Source organism: Nonomuraea sediminis, from assembly GCF_018531495.1.
Classification (GTDB): Bacteria; Actinomycetota; Actinomycetes; order Streptosporangiales; family Streptosporangiaceae; genus Nonomuraea; species Nonomuraea sediminis.
This window is the reverse complement of record NZ_JAHDTI010000015.1, coordinates 121,645-145,262: the sequence shown is the minus strand read 5'-3', so window position 1 is coordinate 145,262 and position 23,618 is coordinate 121,645. Positions and strand designations below refer to the sequence as shown.

At 71.2% G+C, this 23,618-nt stretch carries 19 protein-coding genes; 10 read left to right on the top strand and 9 right to left on the bottom strand.

The features are described 5' to 3' along the window. Positions 1-185: 185 nt before the first annotated feature. The 7 genes from KIK09_RS46295 (at position 186) to KIK09_RS61015 (ending at position 8,678) form a co-directional block, all read left to right on the top strand. Positions 186-1,535 carry a sugar transferase gene (locus KIK09_RS46295; RefSeq protein ID WP_214326057.1) on the top strand — a complete coding sequence of 450 codons (1,350 nt, stop codon included), beginning with the start codon at positions 186-188 and terminating at the stop codon, positions 1,533-1,535. Then, positions 1,535-2,293, top strand: coding sequence for a 3'(2'),5'-bisphosphate nucleotidase CysQ (locus tag KIK09_RS46290; RefSeq protein WP_214325922.1), 759 nt, complete (start codon positions 1,535-1,537; stop codon positions 2,291-2,293). Before KIK09_RS46295 ends, KIK09_RS46290 begins: the two co-directional genes overlap by 1 nt. Positions 2,294-2,312: 19 nt before the next feature. After that, on the top strand, positions 2,313-3,227 hold the full coding sequence (gene cysD / locus KIK09_RS46285) for a sulfate adenylyltransferase subunit CysD (RefSeq protein ID WP_214325921.1): 915 nt from the start codon (positions 2,313-2,315) through the stop codon (positions 3,225-3,227). Beyond that, complete coding sequence (gene cysN / locus KIK09_RS46280) at positions 3,228-4,490, top strand: sulfate adenylyltransferase subunit CysN (RefSeq protein WP_214325920.1); 1,263 nt, start codon at positions 3,228-3,230, stop codon at positions 4,488-4,490. 734 nt (positions 4,491-5,224) lie between these two features. Next, positions 5,225-6,109 carry a sulfotransferase family protein gene (locus tag KIK09_RS46275; RefSeq protein WP_308164707.1) on the top strand — a complete coding sequence of 295 codons (885 nt, stop codon included), beginning with the start codon at positions 5,225-5,227 and terminating at the stop codon, positions 6,107-6,109. Between the two features lie 473 nt (positions 6,110-6,582). Further along, the gene (locus tag KIK09_RS59705; RefSeq protein ID WP_275956525.1) at positions 6,583-7,521 is read left to right on the top strand and encodes a glycosyltransferase family 2 protein; all 939 of its coding nucleotides are present in this window, start codon (positions 6,583-6,585) and stop codon (positions 7,519-7,521) included. Further along, complete coding sequence (locus KIK09_RS61015) at positions 7,518-8,678, top strand: WecB/TagA/CpsF family glycosyltransferase (RefSeq protein WP_214325918.1); 1,161 nt, start codon at positions 7,518-7,520, stop codon at positions 8,676-8,678. The genes KIK09_RS59705 and KIK09_RS61015 overlap by 4 nt, the downstream gene beginning before the upstream one ends. Before the next feature lie 392 nt (positions 8,679-9,070). Here the strand turns inward: KIK09_RS61015 and KIK09_RS46260 are convergent, their stop codons facing one another. From KIK09_RS46260 to KIK09_RS46235, 6 genes are read right to left on the bottom strand one after another with little or no spacing between them, the layout of a single operon-like run. Continuing rightward, on the bottom strand, positions 9,071-9,970 hold the full coding sequence (locus tag KIK09_RS46260) for a sulfotransferase (protein WP_214325917.1): 900 nt from the start codon (positions 9,968-9,970) through the stop codon (positions 9,071-9,073). After that, positions 9,967-11,211 (bottom strand): lipopolysaccharide biosynthesis protein, encoded by a 1,245-nt coding sequence (locus tag KIK09_RS46255; RefSeq protein ID WP_214326055.1) that lies wholly within the window; start codon positions 11,209-11,211, stop codon positions 9,967-9,969. Before KIK09_RS46255 ends, KIK09_RS46260 begins: the two co-directional genes overlap by 4 nt. After that, the gene (locus KIK09_RS46250; RefSeq protein ID WP_214326054.1) at positions 11,208-12,053 is read right to left on the bottom strand and encodes a sulfotransferase domain-containing protein; all 846 of its coding nucleotides are present in this window, start codon (positions 12,051-12,053) and stop codon (positions 11,208-11,210) included. The genes KIK09_RS46255 and KIK09_RS46250 overlap by 4 nt, the downstream gene beginning before the upstream one ends. A gap of 5 nt (positions 12,054-12,058) precedes the next feature. Next, a complete protein-coding gene (locus KIK09_RS46245; RefSeq protein ID WP_214325916.1) occupies positions 12,059-12,958 on the bottom strand; it encodes a hypothetical protein in 900 nt (299 codons plus the stop codon). Further along, positions 12,955-14,223, bottom strand: coding sequence for a hypothetical protein (locus tag KIK09_RS46240; RefSeq protein WP_214325915.1), 1,269 nt, complete (start codon positions 14,221-14,223; stop codon positions 12,955-12,957). The genes KIK09_RS46245 and KIK09_RS46240 overlap by 4 nt, the downstream gene beginning before the upstream one ends. Further along, positions 14,220-15,497, bottom strand: a complete 1,278-nt coding sequence (locus tag KIK09_RS46235; protein ID WP_214325914.1) for a YveK family protein — start codon at positions 15,495-15,497, stop codon at positions 14,220-14,222. Before KIK09_RS46235 ends, KIK09_RS46240 begins: the two co-directional genes overlap by 4 nt. A gap of 291 nt (positions 15,498-15,788) precedes the next feature. On the opposite strand from KIK09_RS46235, the gene KIK09_RS46230 reads away from it, so the two are divergent. Then, entirely contained in the window at positions 15,789-16,799 is a 1,011-nt protein-coding gene (locus KIK09_RS46230; RefSeq protein WP_214325913.1) for a glycoside hydrolase family 26 protein, read from the top strand. Here the strand turns inward: KIK09_RS46230 and KIK09_RS46225 are convergent. Genes KIK09_RS46225 through KIK09_RS46215 form a run of 3 tightly spaced genes read right to left on the bottom strand, consistent with a single transcriptional unit; the run spans position 16,744 to position 19,589 of the window. Then, positions 16,744-17,619: a sulfite exporter TauE/SafE family protein gene (locus tag KIK09_RS46225; RefSeq protein WP_250574863.1), complete on the bottom strand. Its 876-nt coding sequence runs from the start codon at positions 17,617-17,619 to the stop codon at positions 16,744-16,746. The genes KIK09_RS46230 and KIK09_RS46225 overlap by 56 nt on opposite strands. Then, the gene (cysC, locus tag KIK09_RS46220) at positions 17,616-18,821 is read right to left on the bottom strand and encodes an adenylyl-sulfate kinase (protein WP_214325911.1); all 1,206 of its coding nucleotides are present in this window, start codon (positions 18,819-18,821) and stop codon (positions 17,616-17,618) included. Before cysC ends, KIK09_RS46225 begins: the two co-directional genes overlap by 4 nt. 51 nt (positions 18,822-18,872) lie before the next feature. Continuing rightward, positions 18,873-19,589: a class I SAM-dependent methyltransferase gene (locus KIK09_RS46215; protein ID WP_214325910.1), complete on the bottom strand. Its 717-nt coding sequence runs from the start codon at positions 19,587-19,589 to the stop codon at positions 18,873-18,875. A 67-nt stretch (positions 19,590-19,656) separates the two neighbouring features. Here KIK09_RS46215 and KIK09_RS46210 point away from each other — a divergent pair, with 67 nt between their 5' ends. Together KIK09_RS46210 and mfd are read left to right on the top strand one after the other, a co-directional pair. Continuing rightward, positions 19,657-20,022: a cupin domain-containing protein gene (locus KIK09_RS46210; RefSeq protein WP_214325909.1), complete on the top strand. Its 366-nt coding sequence runs from the start codon at positions 19,657-19,659 to the stop codon at positions 20,020-20,022. 87 nt (positions 20,023-20,109) lie between these two features. Further along, complete coding sequence (gene mfd, locus KIK09_RS46205; protein ID WP_214325908.1) at positions 20,110-23,598, top strand: transcription-repair coupling factor; 3,489 nt, start codon at positions 20,110-20,112, stop codon at positions 23,596-23,598. Positions 23,599-23,618: the final 20 nt, after the last annotated feature.

The window sequence follows — 23,618 nt, the reverse complement described above, 5'->3', positions numbered from 1 at the left end:
AGAACCGTTCGCGACCCCGGGATCGTCGCCCGCCGCTACCATCTGGTGACTATCTGTTGACGGTAGGTCACGGGGAGGCGTGCGTGAGCGACGGCGAGGTGCTGTTGACCGTCGTCCCGACCGACCCTGCCCATGCCTGGCGGGCCGCCCCGCGCGACTGGGTGCGCGCCTACCGCGTCCGCACGATGCTGTCCGACTTCGGCGGCGCCGGTGCAGGGGCCGCCCTGGCCTTCCTCACCCGCTTCGGCGAGCTGACCTCGTGGGTCATGCCCTACCTGGTGCTCAGCGCCGTGCTCCCGCTGATCTGGGTCGCCGCCGTCGCGCTCAACAGGGCCTACGAGCCCCGCATGATCGGCATCGGCTCGGAGGAGTTCCGCCGCGTCGTCCAGTGCGGCGTCGCGCTGATCGCCACCACGGCCATCGCCTCCTACCTGACCAAGACCGACGTCGCCCGCGGCTACGTCGTCCTCGCGCTGCCCCTCGTCACGCTGCTCACCCTGATCTTCAGGTACGGCTTGCGCCGCTCGCTCTACCGGCGCAGGGCCGCCGGGGCCTGCCTGCGCCGGGTCGTGGCGGTGGGCCACCGGGCCGCCGTGGACGAGCTCGTCCAGCGCTTCCGGCGCGAGCCGTACCACGGGATGGAGGTCGTGGCGGCCTGCCTGCCTGACGAGGCGCGCGGCCTGGTCGGCGGGGTGCAGGTCGCGGGCGACTTCACCGACGTGCCGCTGGTGGTCGAGCAGGTCGACGCCGACACGGTCGCCGTGCTGGCCTGCCCGGAAATGGACGGGCTCGCGCTGCGCAGGCTGGCCTGGCGGCTCGAGCGCACCCACACCGAGCTGGTCGTGGCGCCCGCGCTGATGGAGGTGGCGGGGCCGCGTACCACGATCAGGCCCGCGGCCGGGCTGCCGCTGCTGCACGTGGAGCATCCCGAGCTGGCGGGGGCGCGCAAGCTGGTCAAGAGCGTCTTCGACCGCGTGGTGGCCTTCGGGCTGCTGGTGCTGCTCGCCCCGCTGCTCGCCGGGCTCGCGGTGGCGGTGCGCATGACGAGTCCCGGGCCCGCGCTGTTCCGGCAGACGCGGGTGGGGCGCGACGGCCGGCCGTTCACCATCGTGAAGTTCCGCACCATGCGGCCCGACGCGGAGCGGCAGAAGATCGCGCTGGTCAGCGAGGGCGACGGGCTGCTGTTCAAGATCCGGAACGATCCACGCGTGACCCCGCTCGGCGCGCGCATGCGCCGGCACTCCCTCGACGAGCTGCCACAGCTGATCAACGTGTTGCTCGGTCACATGTCGCTGGTCGGGCCGCGGCCACCGCTGCCGGAGGAGGTCGCCCGCTACGGCGACGACGTGCGGCGACGACTCCTGGTGCGGCCGGGGCTGACGGGGCTGTGGCAGGTAAGCGGCAGGTCGGATTTGTCGTGGGAGGAATCCGTCCGCCTCGACCTGCGTTACGTGGAGAACTGGTCCCTCATGCTGGACCTCCAGATCCTGTGGAAGACTTGGTCGGCCGTCGCACGTGGGCAAGGAGCATATTGATGACGATTCGCGACGACCATGCCCTTGCCACCGATCTCGCGACCGAGGCCGGCGAGCGGCTCCTGGAGATCCGTGAGGGCTTCGACGATCCCGCCGCGCTGCGCGCCAAGGGCGATCGTGCAGCGCACGTGTTCCTGATGGAGGCGCTGGCGCGGCTCCGCCCCAGCGACAGCGTGCTGTCGGAGGAGGCCACCCGCGAGGAGCGGCTCGACCCGCGCAGGCTCAGTGCGTCCCGGGTGTGGATCGTCGACCCGCTCGACGGCACCCGCGAGTACGCCGAGGAGGGGCGCACCGACTGGGCCGTGCACGTGGCGCTGTGGGAACAGGGCTCGCTGACCGCCGGGGCCGTGGCGCTGCCGGCGCAGGGGCGCACGCTGAACACGGCCGCCCCGCCCAAGCTGCCCGTTCACGACGGTGGCCGCTTCCGCATCGCGGTCAGCAGGTCGCGCCCGCCGGAGTTCGTGCAGAGGCTGGCCTACCTGGTCGGGGCCGACCTGGTGCCGATCGGCTCGGCCGGGGCGAAGATCTCCGCGGTGCTCACCGGCGAGGTCGAGGCCTACGTGCACGCGGGCGGCCAGTACGAGTGGGACTCCGCGGCCCCCGTCGCCGTGGCGCAGGCCGCCGGGGCGCACACGAGCCGTATCGATGGCGCCACGCTGAGCTACAATCAGGCGGACCCGTCACTACCAGATATCCTGGTTTCCCTACCGGACTTGGCGCCAACGCTGCTCGCCGGGATTCGGGACCTTCACCGCTAGAACGCCGGAGGAAGCTTCCATGCTCCAGCGCGACTACACCACGTCGCAACTAGACGTCCTCGAGGCCGAAGCCATTCACATTATGCGTGAGGTGGCGGCGGAGTTCGAGCGTCCCTGTCTGCTCTTCTCCGGCGGCAAGGACTCGATCGTGATGCTGCGCATCGCGGAGAAGGCGTTCTGGCCGGCCCCGATCCCGTTCCCGCTGATGCACGTCGACACCGGGCACAACTTCTCCGAGGTCATCGACTTCCGCGACCGGCGGGCCGCCGAGCTGGGCGCGCGCCTGGTCGTGGCCAGCGTGCAGGACTCCATCGACGCCGGCCGGGTGGCCGAGGAGACCGGCCGCCGGGCCTCGCGCAACCGGCTGCAGACCACCACGCTGCTCGACGCGATCGAGGAGCACGAGTACGACGCGGTCTTCGGCGGCGCCCGCCGCGATGAGGAGAAGGCGCGCGCCAAGGAGCGGGTGTTCTCCTTCCGCGACGACTTCGGGCAGTGGGACCCCAAGAACCAGCGGCCCGAGCTGTGGAACCTCTACAACGGGCGGATCCGCAAGGGCGAGCACATCCGCGTCTTCCCGCTGTCCAACTGGACCGAGCTGGACATCTGGGACTACATTCGGCGCGAGGGGATCGAGATCCCGTCCATCTACTTCGCCCACACGCGCAAGGTCTTCGAGCGCGACGGCATGCTGCTGCCCGACTCCGAGGTGGTGCAGCGCGGCGAGGACGAGCCGCTGTTCGAGTCGGTGGTCCGCTACCGGACGGTGGGTGACATGACCTGCACAGGAGCGGTCCAATCGACCGCCGCCACCGTCGAGGAGATCATCGAGGAGATCGCGGCCACCCGCATCACCGAGCGCGGCGCCACCCGAGCCGACGACCGCGCTTCCGAGGCCGCCATGGAAGACCGCAAGCGAGAGGGCTACTTCTAAATGGACATCCTGCGTTTCGCCACGGCGGGCTCTGTCGACGACGGCAAGTCCACGCTCATCGGGCGGCTTCTGTTCGACTCCAAGGCGATCTTCGAGGACCAGCTCGAGGCGGTCGAGCGGACCTCGCGCGACCGCGGCACCGAGTACACCGACCTGTCGCTGCTGACCGACGGCCTGCGGGCCGAGCGGGAGCAGGGCATCACGATCGACGTGGCCTACCGCTACTTCGCCACGCCCCGGCGCAAGTTCATCATCGCTGACACGCCCGGGCACATCCAGTACACCCGGAACATGGTCACCGGCGCCTCCACCGCCGACCTGGCGATCATCCTGATCGACGCGCGCAAGGGCGTGCTGGAGCAGTCGCGCCGCCACGCCTTCCTGACCTCGCTGCTGCGGGTGCCGCACCTGGTGCTCGCCGTCAACAAGATGGACCTGGTCGACTACGCCGAGGAGCGCTTCGAGGAGATCCGCGAGGAGTTCACCGCCTTCGCCTCCAAGCTCCAGGTCGGCGACCTCACCTTCATCCCCATCTCCGCCCTGCACGGCGACAACGTGGTGTCCAGGTCGGAGAACATGCCCTGGTACCAGGGCACCTCGCTGCTGCACCACCTGGAGAACGTGCACATCGCCTCCGACCGCAACCTGGTCGACGTGCGCTTCCCCGTGCAGTACGTGATCCGCCCGCAGCGCGCCAACGACCACGCCTTCCATGACTACCGCGGCTACGCGGGCCAGGTGGCGGGCGGCGTGCTCAAGCCCGGCGACGAGGTGGTCCACCTGCCCTCGGGCCTGTCCACCAGGATCGCCTCGATCGACACCTTCGACGGGCCGGTCGAGGAGGCGTTCCCGCCCATGTCGGTCACCCTCCGCTTCGAGGACGACCTGGACATCTCCCGCGGCGACATGATCGCCCGCCCCAACAACCAGCCGCACGTGGCCCAGGACCTGGAGGCGATGGTCTGCTGGATGGCGGACGCGACCAAGCTCGCGCCCCGCTCCAAGCTGACCATCAAGCACACGACTCGCACGGCCCGGGCCTTGATCCGCGACCTGCACTACCGGCTGGACGTCAACACGCTGCACCGCGACGAGGCGGCCACCTCGCTCGGTCTCAACGAGATCGGCCGGGTGACGCTGCGCGTCACTCAGCCGCTGTTCGTCGACGACTACTCGCGCAACCGGCTCACGGGCGGCTTCATCCTGATCGACGAGGCCACCAACGTCACGGTCGGCGCCGGCATGATCATCGACGCTCGCTGATCCTGTTGTACGGCAAGCCCGGGTAACGCCACCCGCCGTAGCGGGCCGGCGCCTGTCCAGGGAGACGCTCCTCCGGCGACGCACCACCCCGCCGCGACGGCGCCTCCCACCCGGGCGCCGTGCTTCTCAGCCCTCGATCCCGGCACCTGCGTGCTTTGAGGTGCCAGGCCGCCCAGATCGAGGGCCATCCGCCGCCGATTACGGTTCGGTGGGAGGCGTAGCCGCTCGAGATGCTCGGCCTGCCGTACGTGCGCAGGGTGCTCGGTAGACCGTACGCGCGCAGGATGCGGGCGGGCCGAGATCGCGGCCGAGGTGCTGCGCGTTCACGGCGTGCCCGAGAAGAGGACGCTGCACCGGGCCGCCCCGCTCAAAGCCGCTCGCGTCGGGCCGCCCCGCTCAAAGCCGCTCGCGTCGGGCCACCCCGCATAACGCCGCTCGCGTCGGGCCGCCCTGCTCAACGCCGCCCGCGTTGGGTCATCCCGCTTAACGCCGCCCACGTGGGGCCACCCCGCATAGCGCCGCCCACGTCGGGCCACCCTGCTCATCGCCCGCCTACGCGGGGCTGCAGACCGGGCTGCCTCGCCGCCGGTGACAAGGCGGGGAGGCGGCGCCTGGCGGACCTCGCCGACCGGTGGGCTCGGGCGAAGATTCTTTGCGCATTCAGTGACCCGATGATTACTCTCCGCGCTAATGTCTCCACGGTCCGTATCCGCGAGGCGAAGGTTCCGGTATCTGTGTCTGGCCAGGTTGTCTTCCTGGGTGGCCTCGGCCGCAGTGGCACCACGCTGCTTGAACGCCTGCTCGGCGAGCTGCCGGGCGCCGTCCCCCTCGGCGAGGTCGTCCATCTGTGGGCCAGAGGCGTGCTGGGCGACGAACCGTGCGGCTGCGGGGCGCGCTTCGCCGCGTGCCCGTTCTGGTCCCTGATCGGCGCGCGGGCCTTCGGCGGTTGGCAGGACGCGCTGGCCGAGCGGGTGCTCCACCTACGCCGACGGATCGACCGCACCCGCCGCATCCCGCGCATCGCCCACCCCGACCTGGCTGAATACGTCACCGCCTACCGCAAGGTCTACGAAAGCGTCCCAGGCGCCCAGGTGGTCATCGACTCCAGCAAGCACGCCTCCCTCGCGCACTGCCTGGCGGCCGGCGGCCTCCCCGTCAGCGTCATCCAGGTCGTCAGAGACCCGCGCGCCGTGGCCCACTCCTGGCGCCGCAGCGTCGCCCGCCCCGAGGACGGCGCCCCCATGACCCGCTGGGGCGCCACCCGCACGTCGTTCCACTGGACCGCGCAGAACCTCGCCCTCGACCTCCTCGCCCGCCGCGGCGCCCAGGTCACCCGCGTCCGCTACGAGGACCTCGTCGCCGACCCCCGCGCCACCCTCACGACCCTCGCGACGCGCCTCGGCCTGACGCCCACCCTCGACTTCCTGGACGGCACCACCGCCCGCCTCACCACCTCCCACACGGTCTCGGGCAACCCGATGCGCTTCACGACCGGCCAGATCCAGCTCACCCGCGACGACTCCTGGCGCTCGGCCCTACCCCGCCGCCACCAGAGCCTGGTCGCCGCCCTCACCTGGCCCCTCAGATCGCAGTACGGCTACCGCGGAGAAACCGCATGACCCTCCCCACCCCCACCACGGCCCAGCCCCCTGCGCCGCCCGCACGGCCACCCCAGTCGGAAGCCGCACCTTCCGCCACGGGCCAGGCCCATGTGTCGCCCGGATCGCCATGCCGGCCTGACCGCACCACGCCCTCGTCTCCCGCGCCCGTGCCCTCAAGCAGGCCGGAAGCCGCGCCCGAGCTCTCAAGCAGGCCGGAAGCCGCGCTGCCCATGGCGTCTCCGTCCGGCGCTGCGGCACGCGTCTCTGCGGCGTCCTCCGAGGTCGAGATGGTCGTCGCCGATGTCCCGGCAGCGTTCTCGGACATGCGCGCATCCCGGAGCGCTCGCCCGCGGACAAACGAAGTGACCGAGGCGGCCCATCAGCGAACTGCCGGCGCCGCGACGGCTTCCGGCACGCCCGAGGCGGTCGGTGCGCGAACGGCCGCGGCCACCGCGGACGAGGGGCTCTCATTCACACAGGAGGCCGTCGGCATGGAGTCCCCGAGCCCGCGAATGCCCTCGGTGGGCGTGGTCATCCCCACCCGAGGCAACCGCCCGGAAGAGCTGCGAGCCGCGGTATGGGCAGTCCTCGACCAGCACTACGACGGCAGGATCTCCGTGGTGATCGTGGTCGACGGCGCCAGCCCTGAGATCGTGGCCGAGCAGGTGGCCGACGTGATCGTCCCGCGCGACGCCAAGGACGCCCTCCACGACGTACGCGTCCTGCCCAACCGCCTAAGCCCCGGCCTCCCCGGCGCGCGCAACACCGGCATCGCCGCCTGCGACACAGACCTGATCGCCTTCTGTGACGACGACGACGAATGGCTCCCCGGCAAGCTCGCCGCCCAGACCGCCGCACTCGCCGGCGGCGCCGAGTTCGCCAGCTGCGCCATAGAGGTCGAGTACGGCACGCACCGCCGACCCCGCCTGGCGGGCACCGAGACGATCACCAAGGCCGACCTCGTGAGATCCCGCATGGTGATGGTGCACTCGTCGACGTTCATCTTCCGCCGCGGCACCCTCTGGGTGGACGAGAGCGCCCCCGCAGGTCAGAACGAGGACTGGGACCTCGCCCTACGAGCCGCCAAGCGCCGCCCGATCGCGTACGTCGACCGGCCGCTGGTGCGCGTGCGCTGGGGCGGATCCCACTATGTCGCCCGTTGGGCGGACCGCATCGCCGGGCTCGAGTGGATGCTCGCCCGGCACCCTGAACTGGCCGTGGATCCGCGCGGCGCGGCGCGGATCTACGGTCAGCTAGCCTTCCACAACGCCGCGCTCGGCCGCCGCCGCGAAGCGGGCCGCTGGGCGCTGCGCACCTTCGCCGCCCGCTTCGGCGAACCCCGCGCCCCCATCGCCCTCGCCGTAGCCACCGGCCTGATCCCCGCCTCAAAGGTCCTAGCCCTCCTCCACCACCGAGGCCATGGCATATGACCCCCCCACCCTTCACCCCACCAGCGCCACCCCCCACCCAAACCACGATTCCCACCCCGCCAGCACCACCCCCCACCACCACCACCCACATCACGGCTCATTCCTCGCCAGCGTCACCTCCCGCCGTTGCCCACGCCACGGGTCCGTCTGTGCCAGCGTCACTCCGCATTGCCACCCACAACACGACTTCCAGCGCGTCAGCGCCACCCCCCGCCGTTGCCCGCGCCACGGCTCCTACCGCGCCAGTGGCACCGCTCACCATCACCTACGCCAGGGCTCTCGCCTCATCAGTGACGGGCCACGCCTCCGCTCACCCCGCCGCTCCTGCTTGTGTCTCGGTGGGGAGTGGTGGGGGAGCTCTTGGAGTTGGGAGGCGGGTGGTGGTGGGTGGGGTTGGGGTGGATGTGGTTACTGAGCGGGAGGTTGTGGAGTGGGTTGGGGGCGCGCTGGAGCGGGGGATAGGGGGGCGGATTGTTACGCCCAATGTGGATATTTGTCGGGCGGTGGGGCGGGATCCCGGGTTGCGGGGGTTGGTGGAGTCGGCCGAGATCGTGGTGGCCGATGGGATGCCGTTGGTGTGGGCCTCGCGGTTGGCGCGGGCGCCTCTGCCCGAGCGGGTTACCGGTGCTGATCTGATCTGGTCCCTCAGCGAGTTGGCCGCGTCGCGTGGCTGGCCCATCTACTTGCTCGGCGGCCCTCCGGGCGTGGCGGCGCGGGCCGCCGGGCAACTCGTCGAACGGCATCCCGAGCTCGTGGTGTGCGGGGTGGACGCTCCGCCGTACGGCTTCGATGCCTGCGACGGCGGGCGGGAGAAGGTCCGGCGGAAGGTGGTGGAGGCCGGGCCGCGGCTGGTGTTCGTGGGGTTGGGGTTTCCTCGGCAGGATCGGCTCATCGCGGAGCTGCGGAGGGAGTTGCCTGACGCGTGGTTCGTCGGGTGCGGTGCTGCGATCGCCTTCGCGGCCGGCACCGTGCGGCGGGCTCCCGCGTGGATGCGGCGGTCAGGCCTGGAGTGGGCGTTCCGCCTCGTCAGCGAGCCTGGACGGCTGGCCCGCCGCTACCTCGTCCACGACCTCCCCTTCGCTGCCGCCCTCCTGACCTCCACCCTCCTCCACCGCCTCACCACCGCCGGGCCACCCTTCCAACAGCCGCCCTCCTGACCTCCACCCTCCTCCACCGCCTCACCACCGCCCAGCCACCCCTCCAACAGCCACCCTCCTGACCGCGGTCCGCATCCCTGGACACCCAGCCTCCGGGGGTGAGCGGCTGGGCGCGGCTGGGGGTCTCCTTGGGCCGCAGGGCGGGGCGCGGAGGTGGGGTCGGTTTGCCTGGCATGGGTGCGAGTTGGGGTCTACTTGGGCTGCGGGGTGGGCCGCGGAGGTGGGGTCGGTTCGCCTGGTATGGGTGCGGGTTGGGGTCTCCCCGGGCTGCGGGGCGGGGTGCGGAGGTGGGGTTGGTCAGCCCGGCGTGGGGGCGTCCTACCCGTGTGCTGGGGCGGGGACTTGGGGGAGGCGTTGGGGCGCGGCTGGGGAGGGCGTAGGCGGGATGGGGGTCAGGTGGGGGTGGTGGTGAGGGTTTGGATGCGGGTTATTTCGGTGGGGGTCAGGCCGGCGGTGGCGGTGGACAGGGCGGCGCGGGAGTTCATGGGGTGGAAGGCGGTTCGGGAGAGGCCGGTCCAGGTGAAGCCGCGGCGGGAGGTGGTCGTGCCGGTGCAGGCGTGGGTGATGCGTTCCTCCGCGCGCGGGGTCCAGGTGAGGCCGCAGTAGGCGTACAGGTCGCGGAAGCCGGGGAGGGGGTCGGCGGCGAGGGCGTCGTAGGAGACGAGCCGGATCCCGGGCGTGCGGGCGAGGATGGTGTGGGTGACGCGCCAGAGGGCGGCCGCCTTGGCGATGCGGTCCTGGGAGCCGACGAGGGCGCGCAGGGAGAGGACCTCGGGGTGGTCGCGGACGAGGAGGGGTTGTTCAAGGAGTTCGTGGAAGTAGACCGTCCAGCCGAGACGCTGCCAGCTGGCCACGAACGCCACCGGATCCCGCTCCAGCGCGATCACCCGGCACCCGAGCCGGGTGGCGAACCAGCCCGCCGACAGCACCGCGAAGGGGTCGTCGAGCAGGGCTCGGCGGCCGGCCAGGCGGCCGAGGACGAAGGCCCCGCCGTAGCGGGCAAGGCGAGCGAGGTCGTACGGCGAGCGGTTCGCCCGAAGCTCCGCCAGGAACCGGTACCGCAGCGCGACCGTGTCACGGAAGGCGGGCAGCCAGGCCCCGGAGTTGGCGTCGCAGATGTACTGGAACCGGTGGGAGACGCCGGCCCGCAGGACGCCGGGGCACCGCCCGGGCGGGTGCTGCGGGTTGAGCGGTTCGTTGACGTAGACGAGCTCGCCCGAGGCGGCCAGCATCTTTCCCGTCCAGCTGGTCCCGCTCCGCGGCAGCCCGGTGACGAGGATGGGCGCACTCACGCGGCCGCCCACGAGCGCACCCGCAGCGCGGCCAGGGTGTGGCGGCCGAAGGGGCGCAAGCCGTACCGCTGGTGGATCTGCCAGAGCGGCAGCAGGTTCTTCACGAGCACCCCGCCCGACCAGCCGAGCACCGCGCCCAGTGCCCCGTGCGGAGGGATCAGCGCCAGGTCGAGCACGACCGTGCACGCGACAGCGATCGCCAGGTTGACCAGCGAGGCCGTGGTGTGCCCCGCGGCGGTCAGGACGACGTCGACCATGCCGCACGCGGTGGCCACCATCATCGTCCCTGACAGGACCAGCGCGATGGGCACGGCGGAGTCGTACCCGGAGCCGAAGACCCGCAGCAGCCAGGGCGCGAGCGCCGCGTACCCGAGCCAGACCGGCCAGGTCAGCAGCACCAGCCACACCGTGGTCGCCTGGTAGAGCTCCCGTGCCCGAGCCAGGTCACCGGTGGCAAGCGCCCGCACGAGCAGGGGCTGCGCCGCCTGGGACAGCCCCTGGTTGGCCAGCTGCCCGACGACCTTGAACCGGGTGGCGGCCGTGTAGACGGCCGCCTGCACGGGCCCGCCGAGCACGGCCACGATGACGATGTCCAACCGCTGGAACACGGCCTGGATCGCCCCCGCCACCGACCGCGGCGCCGTGTAGCGCCACAGATCGCGCCCCGTCCCCGGCAGGTACTGCGTGCGCGGCACCCGCCCGCGCAGGCTCAGCGCCGCCAGAAAAGCCACGGGCACGTACGGCAGGCCCCACGCGACGGCCAGCCACGAAGGATCCCGCACCAGCCACACGAGCCCGAGCTGCGCCAGAGGCAGCAGGATCCCGTCGTAGCAGACGGTGGGGCGCATCGTGCCGAACCCCCGCCCGGCCGCGAGCAGCACGTCGGCCGCCACGACGAAGGGCAGCACCACCGCCAGGAACCCCAGCTCGCCGAACAGAACGGCACCGGCGACGCAGGCCACGACCACCCCAGGCACCAGCCCCGCCCGGATATATCCGGAAATACCGCGGTAGCCGTACGTCCGAGCCCGCGCGATGAAGTAGATCACCCCGTTCCCGGCGTCGAGCTTGGCCATCCCGGAAACCATCAACGCCAGCGCGGTGGCCGTGAAGAACACCCCGGCCTGCTCCCTGGAGAAGCCGCGTGTCACCACGACCACCAGCAGGAACTGCGCGAGCGCGCTCACCCCCGCCCCGGTGATCCCGGCGACCCCGCCCCTGGCCACCCGCCGCAGCGTCATCGCCGCCACGACGGATCCTCCTCCAGCCAGCGGGTCAGCTGGGTGTCGTACACCTCGAAGTGGTCGCCGAGGGCCTGCCGTACCGACTCCGGCAGCGGCTTGGGCAGGGGCCGCCCGTTGTGCCGCTCGAAGATCGGGTATCCGAGATGTGGCACGCCCAGGAACTCCAGCACCCGGTCGTAGACCAGCTCGGGCTCGGTGAAGAAGCGGTGGCTGTCGAGCACGAGCATCCGGTCGAGCCCGAACAGCGGCTCGAGCCGGTCGAGCTGCTCGGCGTAGCGCCCGCGGGCCAGGTAGGCGTGGTGGCGGTGGGAGTGGTGAACGATGTCGGGATGCGCGCGCAGGAACTCCTCGGCCCCCGCCAGCCGCTGCACCTCCAGCTCGACGGCGTACTCGAAGTGCGACTCGGTCTCGTACCCGCGCGCCAGCTCGTGCGCGTGCGCCGAGCACGCCCGCTCGACCGGGTCGCGCACCAGCACGATCAGCTTCACCCCCGGCAGGTCCGCCGCGATCCGCTCACCCGCCAGCGGATGGAACAGGTAGTACGGGGACGACTCAAACGCGAGCGGCCTGCAGCCATACCGGCCCGACAACAGCGCCGCACCCACGCGCAGCGGGAAATGCCCCTGATACCAGGACCTGCCACGCGAGTAGGCCACGTCGAAGTAGTGCACGCCCTTGTGCAGCACGGGCTTGAGCAGCAGCGGATGCTGCGCCAGCGCCCGGTAGAGCGAGGTCGTGCCGCACCGCTGCGCCCCCACGATGAGGAACGACGGCAGGACCCGCGCGCCGGAGGTGAGCCTCCCCGTGGTCCGCGACACGGCCAGCACCGACTGCTTCATGGCACTCACGTCAGCAACTCCTGGTGGTCGACGATCGGGTTGAGCCAGCCATCGGGCGGGCCGAGCGGCTCGTGGCCGTCGGCGGCGTGCCGGTCGGCCAGCGCGATGAGGTAGCGCAGCGCCGTCTGCTTGGACTGCGCGGCCGACAGCCCGAGCGGCGCCAGCAACCGCACGGCCCCTGCCAGGCACGCGCGGGCGGCCGTGGCCGGGTCCATCCGCCGCAGCGACCGCTGGAAGGCGTGGTGGACCAGGTCGAAGCCGTACGGCACGCCGACCTCGTACCGCTCCCAGTCCCAGACGAGCAGCCGCCCGTCGCCGGAGGGCGCGATGTTCCACGGCGACAGGTCACCGTGCCAGGCGGGGCCCACCCCGGTGCCGGCGATCTCCTTGACCGCGCTCTCCAGCAGGCCCTGGGGGACCTTCGAGCGGCGGATCGGCAGCGGCGACAGGGCCAGCACGGCCAGGTCGCGCCAGCGGCCGTGGTAGAGCACGCTGGGCGGGACCACGGTCTTGAGCGGCAGGTCGGCCAGCTTCTTCAGCGCGGCCGCCTCGTTGTTGACCAGCTCCCTCGTCCGCGGCGAGTCGCCGATCTTGACGAAGGCGATCCTGCGCCCGCCGGAGTACGCCTCGAGCACCGGCTTGCGGTTGGCCCGCCTGGCCGGCCGTACGTGCAGGATCGCCTCTATCGGCATGCCGAAGACGTCGCCGAGGTGCGCGCGGATCGACCCGTCGACCGGGACCATGACGCGCCGTCCGAGCGGCACGTGCCACCAGCGCCGCGGAGCCAGGCGCCGGGGCAGCAGCGCGTGCGGCAGCACGCTGTGGGCGACGGGCGAGCCGGGACCCGGGTAGAGCAGGCCCAGCGTCTGGCGCAGGTAGCCCAGCCGGGCCTTCGCGTCGTTCATGAGGAGTTCCTCCACAGGAGGGCGAAGGAGATGAGGTAGAGGCTGAGGGGTGTGACCAGGCCGTCGTAGACGAACATGTAGAGCAGGACGAGGATCATCACCAGGACTCCGGCCAGCCCGATCGGGCTCCTGTCGCGCCAGTGGCGTTTGATGGCGCCCAGGAAGAAGCCGACGTAGAGCGCCGCCCCGGCGAACCCCTGCGTGATGATCAGCAGCCAGAGCTGGCCGTCGCTGCCCAGCGGCGGGTGGCCGCAGCCGGTGCACCATTCGGTCTTGCCGGTGGTGATGGTGCGATGGTTGCCCATCGCGTTGCGCGTGTTGCCGTAGCCGATGATCGGCGAGTGGGTCGCGGCCTTGATGGTGGCCGCGACGGTGAAGGCGCGGATGTCGTTGGAGTGCGGGTTGTCCAGCCGCTGCCCGACCAGCGAGGCCAGCGGGCTGAGCACGAACACGGCGGCGCCCGCGACGGCCGCGGCGGCCAGCGCGATCCTGGTGCGGCCGCCGACGCGGACCATCAGGTAGAGCGCGCCCAGGCCGAGGCCGATCCACAGGCCCCGGTTGAGGGAGTAGACGATCGGGACGGCGGCCACCGCCGTGAGCGCCACGGCGGCCGCCCTGCGCCGTGGCCCGCCGTACACCCACCAGCCGACCAGGAACCAGACGAGCAGCACCGAGATGTTGCTGCCCCAGGCGTTGGCCCATTCGAAGGGGGCCTCGGGGCGGGGCGAGGCGTAGCCGAGGACGTGCTGGGTCTGGGCGGCGGTCGGGTGGATCAGGTTCTGCACGAAGGCGTTGTCGCTGATCCAGCCGGGCAGCAGCATCTCCAGCGGCGAGGTGAAGGCGAGGCGCGGGAACAGCACGCCCAGCAGCCCGCCTGCGACGGTCGTGACGAACAGTACGCCCAGCATGCGCACCAGGCGCAGTTGGGGCAGCTCGCGTTCGGACAGGTTGCCCAGGTAGAGCACCATGATCAGCAGCGCCACGTACAGCAGGAGGCGCATGAGGTAGCCGATGACGCGGCCCGCGCCGAACCCGCCGTAGGTGCCCGGCGGCATCTCGTCCAGCATCATCGCGCTCAGCAGGTATCCGGCCAGCAGCAGCAGCCACAGCCCGAACCCGCGCGGCAGCCTGATCGGCCGCCGGCGCCACAGGATCGCCGCCATCGGCACGGCCAGGACGATCACCGACAGCCCGCCGAAGCCGAGCGCCCACCAGATCGGGTATCCCACCAGCAGCGCGGCGATGGGCCACGCGGGGCCCCTCACGTCGGCGTGCCCCGCTGATCCGGCGTGAGCGCCTTCATCGGGGTGGTCTCCGCCGACATCTCCACGCCTGCGACGAGCTTGCCCAGCGGCGTCTTCTGCGGCACCTCGGGCAGCCGCACGGGCCCCGCCGCGCACACGACCCCGATGATCGGCACGTTGTGCCTGCTCAGATGCCGTACGGCTGCCGCCACGTCGCCCGCGCCCGCCCGGCCGAGCCCGATCAGCAGGAGGGCGGCGTCGGCCCTGGCCAGGTCGCTCACGTCGGCGCCGCTCAGCACCGACAGCGGCGCGCCGGCCGACAGCGGACCGGCCAGCGGTGAGGCGCCCAGGTCTGCGGGCACGGCCCGCACCAGCAGTCGCTGGCCGGGGCAGGCGGCGAGCACGGTCGAGGTCAGGTCGTGCAGCGTGCTGTGATCGGCCGGGCCGGTCAGGTCGGCCAGCACGGGCAGCCCGATCAGGCGCTCGACGTCGGCCGGCGTGCGCAGGGCGGTGTCGAGCCGGTCGCGCGCGTAGGCCGCGCCCGAGCCCAGCAGCAGCCCTGCCATCAGCCCCGTGCCCAGGTACAGGGGCAGGCTGGGGGAGCTGGGCGCGGCCGGCGGGGTGGCCTGGCTGATGATCGAGCCGGGGGTCACCGCGACGGTGCGCTGGGCGTCGTACTTCATGGTCAGGCTGTAGACCTGCCGGTTGAGCACGCTCTGGCGGTGGTCGGCGATGGCGAACTCGGCGGTGCCCTTGCGCAGCGCTGCCAGGTCCTCGATGACCTTGTCGAGCGCGGTGTTGACCTGCTTGAGCTTGCCGAGCAGCGTCTTCTGCTGCGCGGTGAGCGCGGCCTGGGCGGCCTCCGTGCGGTTGGCCAGGTAGGCCTGGGCGTAGGCGCGCGACTGGGCCGCCGCCGTCGCGGGGTCGGCGGCGGTGACGGAGATCCACAGCACCGCCGAGTTGGGCGGCACCGACACCTCGACGGGCTCGGCCGCCTGCACCTTGAGCAGCTGCGCGGCCTTGGCCGCCACCACGGCCGACTGGGCGACCTGCGCCTCGGTGTCGAGGTTGAGCGACTCGCGCTGGCGGTTGGTCACCTGGTTGGTCTGGTCCTGCGGGCCCACGGGGGTGACCAGGACCTGCGTGGTCGCGGTGTATTCCGGCGGCGTGGCCTTCAGCAGGGCGAAGCCCGCCACCAGCCCGGCGACCGGCAGCCCCAGGAAGAGCAGCCTGCGCCTGCGGAGCAACGCCAGGAGCTCTCGCAGATCCGTGCCGGAACCGGGGGACAGGCTCATGATCCTCCTTGCGCAGAGTGGAAGGTCGGCGACGGAGCGTCACGATCCGGGGTGCTCGCCACTATAGGCCTGAGGAATATTGCCCTGGTTGAATACACAAGATTTTCTCGAATGACGGCAGGCGAACTGCCCCATTTAACCCCGAAATTTCGTGAAATAGCGGATGGTGTCTTCGCAGGTCATGGGCGTGCTATTGCTGAACTTCGCGCAATGACGTGGCAAGGTTTGGAGCGGCAAGAAGGGGGGACGGCTTTGCGGCCACGGGGAATTATCGCGTTCATGGTCATGGCGATGACATTGTCCGGTTGTTCGGGCGCCAAGGGTGAGGCGGAACAGGTGAACGGCATGCTGAGCCTGCCCAGCTCGCCCTCCTGCACGGTCACCGACAAACTCATCCCGTCGTGCGGCGCCTGGTGGGGCCTGGCACCCGAGGTCTTCAGCGGTGCGGGGCCGGTTCAGGCCACCCATCAGGCCGAGGGGCGCATGGGCGGCACCGCCGACATCGTGCACGTCTACCACCGCGGCGACGAGCTGTTCCCCACGAGCAAGGAGATCGAGCTGGCCCGCGACGCGGCCAGGCCGAGGCTGCTGCTGGTCAACTGGAAGCCGTCGCTCACCCACACCTGGCGCCAGATCGCCGACGGGGCCATCGACCGCAGGATCGACCGGCTGGCCGACTACATCAGGCGGACCTTCCCCGAGCGGTTCTTCCTGACCATCCACCACGAGCCGGAGAACGACGTGCGCGCCGGCGAGGGCTCCGGCATGCAGGCGGCCGACTACGCCGCCATGTACCGCCACGTCGTGCTGCGCCTGCGCGACAGGGGCGTGCGCAACGCGGTGACCGTCATGACCTACATGGGCGCGCCCAACTGGGCGGCCAAGCCCTGGTTCGAGCAGCTGTACCCGGGCGACGACGTGGTCGACTGGGTGGCCATGGACCCCTACGCCGATGCCTGGGTCCGCGACTTCGACGGCCTGGTCAACAAGACCCGCAGGGAGTACGGCCAGTGGCCGGGCTTCTACCGGTGGATGCAGTGGCGCTTCCCCGGCAAGCCCATCATGATCGCCGAGTGGGGCGTGTTCGAGCGTTCCCAGCAGCGCACGTTCAAGCAGGAGTTCTTCAACTCCGTGCGCACCCAGATCCAGCGCTACCCGCAGATCAAGGCGCTGGTCTACTTCGACTCGCCGCGGGCGCCGCGCGGCGACACCCGCTTCGACTCCGACCCGGCCGCCGCCAGGGCCTTCAGCGAGCTCGCGCGAGATCCCTACTTCCGCGCGACGCGCGTGCCACGGCCCTGAGCCGCCATCCGGCCAGCCCCACCAGTACGGCTGCCGCCAGCGTCCACAGCATGGCGGCCGTGCCCACGTTCAGCAGCTTGAGCGCCGAGGCCAGCAGCACGACGGCGAGCAGGGCCCTGATCAGCCCGCCCGGCGCCCGGGAGGAGATCCGGGCGCCCAGGTAGACGCCGGGGATCGAGCCGATCAGCAGCGACACCGTCAGGTCCAGCTTGAAGTCGCCGAACAGCAGGTGGCCCAGCGCGGCCGAGGCCACCAGCGGCACGGCCTGCACCAGGTCGGTGCCCACGAGCTGGTTGGCCTTGAGCGCCGGGTAGAGCGCGAGCAGCGCGACGATGATCAGCGAACCTGAGCCCACCGACGAGACCCCGACGACCAGCCCGCCTACCGTACCGACCAGTAGGGTCGGAATTGGGCGCACGACGATCTCGTGCGCGCTCGCGGAACCGCCCCGGTCGCCGAACCAGAACTTGGCCGCCAGTCCCACCACGGCCAGCAGCAGCGCCACCCCCAGCGCGTACTTCACCCCGTCGCCCACCGAGAACGCCCGCGCCACGAACACCCCCGCGAACGCGGCCGGCACCGACCCCGCGCACAGCCAGCCCACCAGGCGCAGGTTGACCGTGCCCTGCCGCAGGTGGACCAGGCTGCCGACGGGCTTCATCACCGCCGAGGCGACCAGGTCGCTGGAGACCGCGGCCAGCGGCGGCACGTTGAAGAACAGCATCATCATCGGGGTCATGAGCGCGCCACCGCCCATGCCGGTGAGACCGACGACGATGGCGACCAGGAACGAGCCGACGATCAGGGGGAGATCGATCAACGTACCCATCCTCCGCTTCTGAGCGTGTCGAGGACGCGGGAGACAGCAGCCTCGATCGAGATGTGCGTGGTGTCGATGACCAGCTCGGCGTCCTCCGGCTCCTCGTAGGGATCGGAGACGCCGGTGAACTCGGGGATCAGCCCGGCGCGCGCCTTGGCGTACAGGCCCTTGCGGTCGCGCCGCTCGCACTCCTCCAGCGGCGTGGCCACGTGCACGAGCAGGAAGTCGGCCCCCACCGACTCGACCATCTCGCGCACCTCCTCGCGGGTGCGCGCGTACGGCGCGATCGGCGCGCAGATCGCCAGCCCGCCGTGCCTGGCCGACTCCGCCGCCACGAAGCCGATGCGCCGAATGTTGAGATCGCGGTCGGCCTTGGAGAACGTCAGCCCCTTCGACAGCAGGTGGCGCACCACGTCGCCGTCCAGGTAGGTGATCGTCCTGCTGCCGAGCTCGAGCAGCGCGTCGCGCAGCCCGCGGGCGATGGTGGACTTGCCCGACCCCGACAGGCCGGTGAAGAAGACCACCAGCCCGCGCCGGTGCGGCGGCCCCGGCAGCGTGATCGGCTCGGGACCCGCCAGGTGCTCGCTGGCGCCGTAGTTCTCCGCGACGTGCTCGCGCAGCTCCAGGTCGATCTCCGGCTCCTGGCGCGGCGCCAGCGGGACCGAGACGACGATCGTGTCGGCGGGCAGCTGCTCCTTGGCCTTCAAGGCGGCCCGCACCACGGCGGGGCCCTGCTCGCCGTAGGCCAGCGGCAGCAGCAGGATCACCGCGCCCAGTTCCTTGGCCGTGGAGGTGATCTCGGTGAGGTCGTCGAGCGGGCCGCGCATGGTGACCGCCAGCGCCGGCCGTCCGGCCAGCTCCTCGCGCACCTGCGCGGGCGTACGGCGCAGCCGCGCGAACGGCCCGTGCTCGGCCGCGCCCAGGCTCCTGACGGGCCCCGCGGTCAGCCCGTCCTCGTCGTGCTCGGTCACCGTGAGTACGGCCAGCGGCACGCCCTCCGGGTCGAGCAGGGTCACCTCGCCGACCGCCTCGGGAACGTGGATGGTGACCGGGGCGGGCCACGGGGTGCCGTCCTTCAGCGTGCCGCGCTCGTGCACCGCGTGCACGTCGTCGTGACCGAGAAAGCCCTCCAGCGGGTGGAAGGCCCCGGAGAGCAGCAGCTCAAGGTCGGCGAGCTCGCGCGCGTCGGGGGTCCACTCCACGATTCCGCCATCCCAACTATTCCGATTGAATTGGTAGGAATAGTATCAGGTTCAGATGAGCCTGGCGAAGTGGTTCTGCGGCTTCCTGATGACCATGGTCACCTCATCATGGGTCGCCGGGTATCGCCCGCGTGTCAGTTTCGCCACCATCGCCACCATCGCGCTGCCGATGCGCCCCATCGCGGGACCCGTGGTCGCGCGCAGGTCGTCGGCGACCATCAGCCCCCTGGTCAGGCAGAACGTGTGCAGCCCCTCGTGCGAGGTGATCGGCTCGTACACCTTCGGCAGTGGCCCGGGCGTCCCGGCGGGCACCAGGCGCCGCCACACCAGTCGGCGCGCCCACCCCGGCGTCATCCGCACGCACAGCCCGTAGGCGGACTCGCGGTCGCGCATCCGCAGCAGCACCAGCCCGCCCGGCCGCAACGCCTGCAGCAGCCGGTCGAAGACCAGCTCGGCGTGGTGGATCCGCTCCAGCAGGAAGTTGATCTGGATCACGTCGAAGGACCGCGGCGGCAGATGCACCGACCGCATGTCGCCCAGCGACCAGGTGGCGTAGTCGCCACGCCCCGCGAGGGCCGCCCGGACCGCGGGCAGTTCCTCGTCCACCCCTGAGACCCTGGTCTCGATGCGCTCCAGGGCCATCGGCTCGTGCTGGGCACACCCGGCGACCAGGATGTCCAGCCGTCGCCCCAGCTGCTCGGTCCACTGCTCGCGGATCCGCTGACCAAACAGGTCGCCCCGCCAGGCGACCGTCCGCACCTCTGACATGTCACCCACAGTAGCCATTAGATCTCCATGGGTTAGGTATTTCCCCGAGGTGCTAGCGTGCCCCGCTGTGGACGAGCGTGTGTATGTGGGCAACGCGGACGTTGACGCCCTCAGCGAGCGGGGCTGGCTGCTCGGGCACTTCCGTCCGGAAACGGACCCGCGGCACAGCCAGGACGTCGAGATCAAATGGGGCGTCCACCCGCCCGGCGACGAGCGGGCCGCATGGGTCAGGGGAGAGGAACGCACGGCCCTGCTCGTCCTCATCAGCGGCCGCTTCCGCGTCGAGCTGCCCGGGCGCAGCGTGCTGCTGGCCAAGCGCGGCGACTACGTCGTGTGGGGGCACGGGGTCGATCACTCCTGGTACGCCGAGGAGGAATCCGTCGTGCTCACCGTGCGCTGGCCCTCCGTCCCCGGCTACGCCGTCGGGGGCTGACGGCAAGTAGGCTGGACGTCGAAACCCCCGTGACCACGTTCGGCCGGGGGTAGTTGCGTTGCGCTCGTGGGGCTGTGGGTTTATCTGATGAGTCTTTCCGGACTGCTTGACCTTGTCGCCGCCGACCCGAAACTGACCAGCGCTCTCGAAGAGGGCGGAGACGTCGCGCTGATCGCACCGTCGGCGCTGCGGCCCTTCGGCGTGGCCGCGCTCGCCGGGCACGACCGGACCACCGTGCTGGCCGTCACCGCCACCGGGCGGGAGGCCGAGGACCTGGCCGCCGCGCTGACCAGCCTGATGGAGCCCACCTCGGTCGCGGTGTTCCCGGCCTGGGAGACGCTGCCGCACGAGCGGCTCTCGCCGCGCAGCGACACTGTCGGCCAGCGCCTGGCCGTGCTGCGCAGGCTGGCACACCCGATCAAGGACGACCCCGCCGCCGGGCCGCTGAGCGTGATCGTGGCGCCGATCAGGGCGCTGCTGCAGCCGATCGTGCGCGGCCTGGGCGAGCTGGAGCCGACCAGGCTCAGGGCCGGCGACGAGGCCGACCTGGAAGAGGTCGTCGACCGGCTCGTCGAGAACGGCTACCACCGCGTCGACATGGTCGAGCGGCGCGGCGAGGTCGCCGTGCGCGGCGGCCTGCTCGACGTGTTCCCGCCGACCGAGGAGCACCCGCTGCGGCTGGAGTTCTGGGGCGACACGGTCGAGGAGATCCGCTGGTTCAAGGTGGCCGACCAGCGCTCGCTCGAGGCGGCCGACGGCGGGCTGTTCGCGCCGCCCTGCCGCGAGCTGCTGCTGACCCAGGAGGTGCGGCAGCGGGCGCGCGAGCTGGCCGAGCAGCACCCCGCGCTGGCCGAGGTGCTCGACCAGCTGGGCGACGGCATCCCGGTGGAGGGCATGGAGGCCTTCGCCCCGGTGCTGGCCGGCGAGATGGACCTGCTGCTCGACCACCTGCCCGTCCGCTCGGCGGTGTTCGTCTGCGACCCCGAGCGGATCAGGAGCAGGGCCGAGGAACTGGTCAGGACCTCGCAGGAGTTCCTCGAGGCCTCCTGGATCAACGCGGCGGCCGGCGGCGAGGCACCCATCGACCTGGGCGCCGCGGCCTTCAGGAGCCTGGAGGAGATCCGCGGCCACGCCGACACGCTCGGCCAGCCGTGGTGGACGATGGCGCCCTTCGGCAACGGCGTCGAGCTGGGCGCGCAGGACTCCGAGGCCTACCGCGGCGACACCGCCAAGGCGCTGGGCGATATCAAGGGCTGGCTCGGCGACGGCAAGGCCGTCGTGCTGCTCAGCGAGGGCCACGGCTCGGCCGCGCGCATGGTGGAACTGCTCAAGGGCGTGGACGTCCCCGCCCGTCTGCAGGAATTCCTGGACACGGCCCCCGAGCCCAAAGTCGTCCATGTCACGACAGGTCTGATCGAGCACGGATTCATCACCCCCAGCTTGGCCGTGCTCACGCACCTCGACCTGGTCGGGCAGAAGGCCTCCACCAAGGACATGCGGCGCCTGCCCAGCCGCCGGCGCAACATGGTCGACCCGCTGCAGCTCAAGGTCGGCGACCACGTCGTGCACGAACAGCACGGCGTCGGCCGCTACATCGAGATGGTCCAGCGCACCGTGCAGGGCGCCACCCGCGAGTACCTGGTCATCGAGTACGCCAAGGGCGACCGGCTGTACGTGCCCACCGACCAGCTCGACGAGGTCACCCGCTACGTCGGCGGCGAGGCGCCCACGCTCAACAGGATGGGCGGCGCCGACTGGGCCAAGGCCAAGTCCAGGGCCAAGAAGGCGGTCAAGGAGATCGCCGGCGAGCTGATCCGCCTCTACAGCGCCCGCATGGCCAGCCCGGGGCACCCCTTCGCGGCCGACAGCCCCTGGCAGCGCGAGATGGAGGACGCCTTCCCCTACGCCGAGACAGGCGACCAGCTCGAGGCCATCGACGAGGTCAAGCGCGACATGGAGCGCGGCGTCCCGATGGACCGGCTGATCTGCGGCGACGTGGGCTACGGCAAGACCGAGATCGCCGTGCGGGCCGCCTTCAAGGCCGTGCAGGACGGCAAGCAGGTCGCCGTGCTCGTGCCGACCACGCTGCTGGTGCAGCAGCACATGTCCACCTTCACCGAGCGCTTCTCCAGCTTCCCCGTGACGCTCAAGCCCGTCTCCCGCTTCCAGAGCGACGGCGAGGTCAAGGAGACCCTGGAGGGCCTGCGCTCCGGCGGCGTCGACCTGGTCATCGGCACCCACCGGCTGCTCAGCCCCGAGGTCCGCTTCAAGGACCTGGGCCTGATCATCATCGACGAGGAGCAGCGCTTCGGCGTCGAGCACAAGGAGGCCATGAAGCACCTGCGCACCCAGGTCGACGTGCTGGCCATGTCGGCCACGCCGATCCCGCGCACGCTGGAGATGGGCCTGACCGGCATCCGCGAGATGTCCACGATCCTGACCCCGCCGGAGGAGCGGCACCCGATCCTCACCTTCGTCGGCCCCTACGACGAGAAGCAGATCGCCGCCGCCGTCCGCCGCGAGCTGATGCGCGACGGCCAGATCTTCTTCGTGCACAACCGGGTGGCCTCGATCAACCGCGTCGCCGCCAGGATCAGGGAGCTGGTCCCCGAGGCGCGCATCGCGGTGGCGCACGGGCAGATGAACGAGCACCAGCTCGAGAAGATCATGGTCGGCTTCTGGGAGCGCGAGTACGACGTGCTCGTCTCCACCACGATCGTCGAGTCCGGCCTGGACGTGCCCAACGCCAACACGCTGATCGTCGACCGCGCAGACAACTACGGCCTGTCGCAGCTGCACCAGCTGCGCGGCCGCGTCGGCCGGGGCCGCGAGCGCGGCTACGCCTACTTCCTCTACCCGCCGGAGAAGCCGCTGACCGAGACCGCGCACGAGCGCCTGGCCACGATCGCGCAGCACACCGAGATGGGCGCCGGCATGTACGTGGCGATGAAGGACCTGGAGATCCGCGGCGCGGGCAACGTGCTGGGCGCCGAACAGTCCGGGTTCATCGCCGGTGTGGGCTTCGACCTGTACGTCCGGCTGATGGCGGAAGCCGTACAGGAGCAGAAGGCCAAGCTGAGCGGCGAGGAGGTCGTCGAGGAGCACCACGACGTCAAGGTCGAGCTGCCGATCAACGCGCACATCCCGCACGACTACGTCACCTCCGAGCGGCTGCGCCTGGAGGCCTACAAGCGCATCGCCGCCATCACCGCCGACATCGGCATCGACGAGGTGCGCGACGAGCTGACCGACAGGTACGGCAAGCCACCCGTCGAGGTGGAGAACCTGCTCGAGGTGGCCCACTTCCGGCTGCGGGCACGCCAGGCGGGGCTGACCGACGTCACGCTGCAGGGGCAGAACATCAAGTTCGGCCCCGTCACACTGAAGGAGTCGCAGCAGGTCCGCCTCGACCGGCTGTACAAGAAGGCCATCTACAAGGCCGCGGCGGAGATGCTGCTGGTGCCGGTGCCCAAGACCAAGCCCCTGGGCGGGCAGCCGTTGCGGGATCTTGATCTGCTGAAATGGTGCGGAGACCTGGTCCAGGCCATGTTCCTCGAGCCGGCGCGGGTAAGCTAGCCGCGGTTTGTGTCGGAAAG